3 protein-coding genes are annotated in these 6,370 nt (G+C 47.6%); all 3 read right to left on the reverse strand.

Annotation, left to right across the window (positions count from 1 at the left end; translation table 11 throughout):
• Window positions 1-336: 336 nt before the first annotated feature.
• Complete coding sequence (locus NNO04_RS21920) at window positions 337-1,356, reverse strand: hypothetical protein (RefSeq protein ID WP_271446458.1); 1,020 nt, start codon at window positions 1,354-1,356, stop codon at window positions 337-339.
• A gap of 84 nt (window positions 1,357-1,440) precedes the next feature.
• Window positions 1,441-5,493 (reverse strand): Ig-like domain-containing protein, encoded by a 4,053-nt coding sequence (locus tag NNO04_RS21925; RefSeq protein ID WP_271446459.1) that lies wholly within the window; start codon window positions 5,491-5,493, stop codon window positions 1,441-1,443.
• A gap of 170 nt (window positions 5,494-5,663) precedes the next feature.
• The gene (locus NNO04_RS21930) at window positions 5,664-6,059 is read right to left on the reverse strand and encodes a hypothetical protein (RefSeq protein ID WP_271446460.1); all 396 of its coding nucleotides are present in this window, start codon (window positions 6,057-6,059) and stop codon (window positions 5,664-5,666) included.
• Window positions 6,060-6,370: the final 311 nt, after the last annotated feature.

The raw sequence follows: 6,370 nt of genomic DNA on the forward strand, positions 1-6,370 counted from the left end.
GTGTGTGATAATATTTATAAAGTCTACTCTATTGCCAATCTCATTTCTGATTAAATGTTTCATTTTTAACATTAAAACTGTTGCCAATCTAATTTCTGATTAAATATTTAATTTTTAACATTAAAACTGTTGACATACTGACCAGGTCAATAAGTGGGTCTTAACTGCTTACTGCTAATATTCACTATAAAAATCCGTTTGTGCATATTTGACGGCAGTCATCATTGGCAGTTTTTTTTCGTTTATATGATAAATAGAGTATTACGCAAACATCAATAAAGGCCCTTCACGAGCCTTTGGATAAAGTAATGCACCGTATTGCATCTACAGCAATTATTAATCTGTGTTCACCAATGTTGGCGTAAATTCAAAATTTATCGCCCCTTCAATGCCGCTGCTTCCTTGCTCTGAAAACAGCCATGCAGGATCATTCAGCTGTAAAACTGTTAGGGTCGGTGCGATATCCAGTGGAACAGAAAACTCTCCGAGACCATTACTCACTGGAACATCAAGCGTAACGATTCCATTGGGTTGAACTTCCGCATTTTTGTACAAGACCTTAAAGCCTAAATCATCTTTATTGGTGGTAAAGAGTTTGCTGTTCCCGCTCAGCGCACTGCCTTCCATGACCAGAGTGCCGGTAATAGATTTCACCGAACTCAGTGCCTGCGGTGATGTACTTGTACAATTGAGTGAAATATGCGGCGCGCTGACTGACTGAGTCGCCGTTCCGGCAAAAGCCTGGTCGGTATTAATAGAACTAAGATTCAGGTTAACACCAGAAATCCCGGCACTACAATCAACGGTCCCTACATTATTCCAGCCGCTAATAAAAAAGTTATAGTTCGCATCTGGCGCATTATTTAACCCGCCTTCACCATCCAACTGAAAAAGTGAAATTTTTGTAGAAACACCGGTTGTGTCAATATCTCCATTTTTAACCATATACGCCTGAATATTGAATGTTTTCGTGGCGGCTTCTTTATCAATATCCCAATGTGTATCAACGCGATCGCTATCCGGTGAACCATTACTATCAAACGTACCTAAATCATGGCCGTTAATAATCAGTCCTAATTTTACACCTTTCGGTAATGTTTCAGTCGACCTCTTTGGGTATGGGTACACATACACATCTTCCTCTATTTGTGTCGAACAAGTAATATTTCTGGAATAACTCACCGAGTTCCAGATTATGGAACCGTCGGCGTTCCCGGATAAATAGACAATATTATCCAGCGTTACCTCATCCGAGACATTACCTTTGTTGCTGCCATAATAGCAACTCAGCGCCATAGCATCTGTTGAAAAAATAAATGACAGGATCATCACCCAAAAAAAAATTATTCCTTTCATACTTCCTCTGATTTCAAAAATGGATCCAGCACGCAGTAACACGGCGTAACCGCCATACATGACGGTTACGCTGCTTCAGGAGGATTAATTCACCTTAATATTCAATGCCGCTTTGTACACGCCCACGCTGAGAGCGTTCATTCCATCAACGGTTTTGCCGTCAACAAGAACCGAGATTTGCCCTGTACTTGCTGTTGTTCCCGTCAATGTGGCCGTATAAACACCATTACTTTCACTGACCTCGCTAACGTCAGAATCGCTCAGTCCAGTGACGCTAAACGAGACCGTTGCGCCAGTAACCGGGTTGTTCTGGGGGGCGCGCGCCGTAAACGTGAGTTTAATCACCGCGTTGCCATCAGAAGGTATGATGTTTTTATCACCTACAAAGGTGGAGTTATTAGCATCAATATCTCCCGCCGTGAAAACCACCGTGGTGCTCTTACCCGTGGAATCCGTCGGGATTGTCGCTTTCACCACATAAGCGCCGCTTTTCGTACTCGTCACCCTCACTTTGGCTGCACCTTTATCATCTGTAACGGCGGTCTCTGTACTCAGTTGTGCCGTGGTTGTGCTAAAGGTCACGGTTACGTCGCTTAACGCATTCCCTTTCGCATCTTTCACTACTGCCGTCAGCGTTGACGCCGTGACGCCATCAGACAGGATATCATCGGCAGGATCGGCCACCAGGCTCTCGACTTTCGCCGTGCTTGCATCTGCAATAAATTGCACGCTGGCCGATTTACCCGTCGTGTCATAGGCGGTGGTGGCTTTCACCGTCCAGGTTCCGGCCGTCGTGCTGGTTGCGGTCATCGTCGCGAGACCGTCAGCGCCCGTTTTCACCGTCGTGCCGCTCAGTTTCACCTGGCTGTCCGCAGAGAACGTGACGTCCACCCCGCTCAGCAGGTTGCCGTTGGCATCCTCCACTTTTGCCGTCAGCGTCGAGACCGCACTGCCGTCGGCCAGCACATCCTTCGCCGGGGCGGCGCTCAGGCTTTGGACCACTGCAGTACCACTGTTGGCGATAAAGGTCACACTTACCGATTTTCCTGTCGTATCAAACGCAGTTGTCGCGCTGATATTGAAGGTGCCGGCTTTCGTCGCCGTCGCCGTAATCACGGTTTGCCCATGATTATCCGTCGTGCTCTTTTTCTTACTCAACGTCACGCCGCTGCCGGCGCTGAAGTTGATCTCAGTGCCGCTCAACAGGTTGCCATTGGCATCTTTTACGGTTGCCGTGATCGTGGATTTAGTCACTCCATCGGCGATCAGATCCTGCACAGGGTTTGCCGTCAGAGTGTCGATGGAAGCCGTTGCGCCATCGGCCACAAAACTGACGCTGACAGCTTTCCCGGTGGCATCCTGCGCGGTTATCGCAGTGATACTATATTGACCAGCATGGGTGCTGCTTGCTGTGATGCTTGCCTGACCGCTCTCATTCGTTACCGCAGAACCGCCGCTTAATAGCACCGCGCTGTCGGCGCTGAATATAACGTTTGCGTCCTTCAATAGGTTGCCATTGGCATCTTTGATGGTTGCCGTCAGAACTGAAGACGCGGTGCCGTCAGCGGCAATATTCGAGGCGGGCGAAGCGCTCAGGCTGGCAACCGTAGCCGTATTGCTGTCTGCTTCAAAAGTGAGCGAAATACTGTCTGTGCTACCCGAAGCGCCGTGTTTAACACTGACGCTGTATTTCCCTGCAAGACTGCTACTTGCCTGCACTACCGCCTGCCCCTGGTTGTCAGTCATCACCGAGCTGCCGCTGAGTTTGATTGATTTATCCGCGGAGAAGATAACCTGAGTCCCGGTAACAGGGTTGCCATGACTGTCTTTGACCGTGGCCGTGAGGGTGGAGGTATCATGCCCGTCAGCCACTAAATCCAGCTTGTCCGCAGCCAGATCTACCTTGCTGTCGCGCGCATCCGCAATAAACCCGACCTGAATCGACTTACCGTTTACATCCGTATCAATTGACGCGTTAACGTCAACGCTGCCGCTGCGGGGGCTGGTTAAGTTGACGGCCGCCTCGCCGTTTTCATTACTCTCAACTGATGAAGCGCTCAGCGCTGCGGGGCTGTTTGCCGAGAAAGAAACCGACGCGCCCTTGATGGGGTTGCCGTTCGCATCCTTAATGACCGCCGTAAGCACTGAGACAGAATGCCCATCCGCCAGAACGTCATTCGCCGGAGCCGCTTTCAACTCCGCCACTAATGCCGTAGCGCTGTCCGCCACAAATTCGATGTTTTTGTTGTCGCTGTTGCCGTTTTGCAGCGAGGCCGTCAGGCTAAATTTCCCGGCTTTCGTGCTGCTGATTTTTACACTGCCGCTGCCCATGCTGTCGGTTTTAAATGTGGTTTCACAACCCGTTTTGCCATTCATTCGGCATTGATGGTCATCGCCCGACATCTCATAGGCGACATCCATGTTCGCGAGCGGCGCGCCGTTTTTATCTTTCACCAGAGCGGTTGCCGTGGCGTAGTCTTGACCGTTGGCCACCACGCTGCTGGACGGATCGACGCTCAGAACAATCACGTTACTGGAACGCATCAGGCTGATAACCACCGACGATTCCGGGGAGTTGTTACCGTGCGTATCCGTTGCGACCGCCGATACGGTATAGGTGTTATTCGCATCAGCCCGATAGCCCGGAAGGGTCACAGCCAGCGACGTCGATGAGTGCTCAGAAATTTTTCCGCCAGCCGCTTCAAGTTCCGGCGCTTTCCACGCAATGCTTTTCAAACCATATTTCGCATGAACATTGGCGTCGACGATAACCTGAGAAGCCGCCTCGGCCACTTCTGGAGCAGAGAGCGAGAGACCAATGAGATCCTGCTTACGGTATTGCATGACGATGTTATTATTACGATCAACAAAATCATAACGACTGGCGGCCAGGCTACGCATGACCTCAACAGAAGAGGTATCGACCTGATCGCCCCAGGAAACACCGAGGCGATAATTCACCGACAGATTGACAAAATTCTCGCTGATGCTGCCGCCGCGGTGCCCTGCGTCAATTGAAAGCAGTGGAAACGGCGTGTAATTTACGCTGGTTGTGACGACAGACGGAGAGTCTTCCAAATCGTCTGGGCTGGTTGATGAAGAACTGATGGCGACATCTTTTCCGTAATATTTTTCCCATATCAGATCGGCGCCCACCTGCGGTAAAAATGGCATCCAGGTGCTCGCCCGAATATCAAAACCATTAGCAGGACGTTCGTCGTAATCTTCCATCTCAGAGAGTGGAGACTGGTGCCAGTCCGTCAGGCGGAAATAACCATTAGCGGAAAGTTTCAAATAGTTGGTCCACGTTTCAGCGCCAACGCCAACACGGGCGTTATCGCCCGTCGTGTCATAATCCCAGAAACTATTAAGTCCGAGCGCCCAGTCTTTGTTCAGCCAATGACGAGCGCCGAGGCCGACATTATAAATAGTGCGATCTTCTGTTCGCAGAAATCCAAGCTGGCTAAAAAGTACATTATCCCCCTCATCCCATAAGGGTAATAATGCTTTAACTTCTCCTTGCCCGGAGAAATCATATTTAAGCTGGAAGTTAGCTTTCTGTCCGAGCCAGTCGCGGATAGCATTGTTCATAGCACCCTGCGCTACGCCGCCAATGCTGGTTATACCTGACTGAACGGGATCGTCAGCGCTCGCGATAGACCAGAATTGTTTAAAACCGGAAAGCATATGATCCTGATCGGCTACATTTTCATGTGCCGACGTTACATCCGTCGCGGCTTCTTTTTTGTTGGTATCATCAATCTGCCCTAAAGATGGAAGCAACGTATCCGACGCTTTTTTATCTTTTTGTTCAATCGCGCCTGTTGGAATATTCCCTGCTGAGGGGAGAGTGAAGAACTGAGTATTTGATTTGGTACTCTGTTCCTCTACGTCTTTTTTATGCGTTTGATCGGCATCACGACCTGGCGTTGAGTCATTTCCAATTGTCAGAGACCCGGCTGGAGAATCAGGCATAGTGCCTGTGCTTCCAACCTGCAACAACTCACCCATATGTTCATCCAGCGAGACGGAATCCGCCGCAATAGCCTCTACAGAATAGACGGGCCCTAAGACGAACATCGTGAAGTAACTAATTATCAACCATAACGATAATATTCTACGGAATAGATCTTTCACTCAACAGTTCCTTCAGTATTTCCTTGTGAAAATAGTCTGCGATCCTTATTGTCACCATTGAAAACTGGAGATAACACAATGAATTGGCGGAATAATAAAACAAAATAGCATAACAAATAGAGCATAAGGATGCAGACTACAAAGCGCGATAAATATTAAAATTATATCTGTCAGATCTTACTGACGGATTTCATCTTTTTTCTTATTTCATTATATGTCTGGCTTTTCACTCGTTCACAAATCATGTTCAATTTATCATTAAGCGTCAGCGTCATCTGTTCTTTAGGATCGTTTTCCATCAAAACATCGTTGGTTTTGTAATAATCGTAGGATTGATTTATCACATCAAACTGCTGCCGGTACTTCAGGAAAGCGTCATAGTTGAGTTTCTTCAACAGATCAAAGTTATCGACACACTGTTTGCCATCTGTTTTTTGAGTACTCACTTTACCGGCAATTGCCTTCTGCACGGGTGGCTGAGTCGATTTCGTCGCACATGCAGCAAGCAGCACCGACACACACACAATACATAAAGCCCTTGGTAAACGGAGATTCATATTCATCATAAAATTCCTGCTTAAGAGTAAAATATAACGTATTAAATACTATTAAGGGTTTCAGGGATGGTAAGCCCTTAATTACTTAATAATACGCAAAGCCGCACAAAAAAATGAGCACAGAACAATACACTCTGAAATCAGAGTGCATACTCAATTATGAAATCATCCTAACGATATAACGTTGAATATTATATCTACGGTGCGCAAACGATTGTACATGACTCGCTTATTGTAAAAAACACATCAATGCGTCTCATATGAGACCTGATTTTTTACATTTACGTTTCACTCCAAAATAATTTAGCATGCTTATATTT

This window comes from Citrobacter sp. Awk 4, from assembly GCF_028069725.1.
Taxonomy (GTDB): Bacteria; Pseudomonadota; Gammaproteobacteria; order Enterobacterales; family Enterobacteriaceae; genus Citrobacter_D.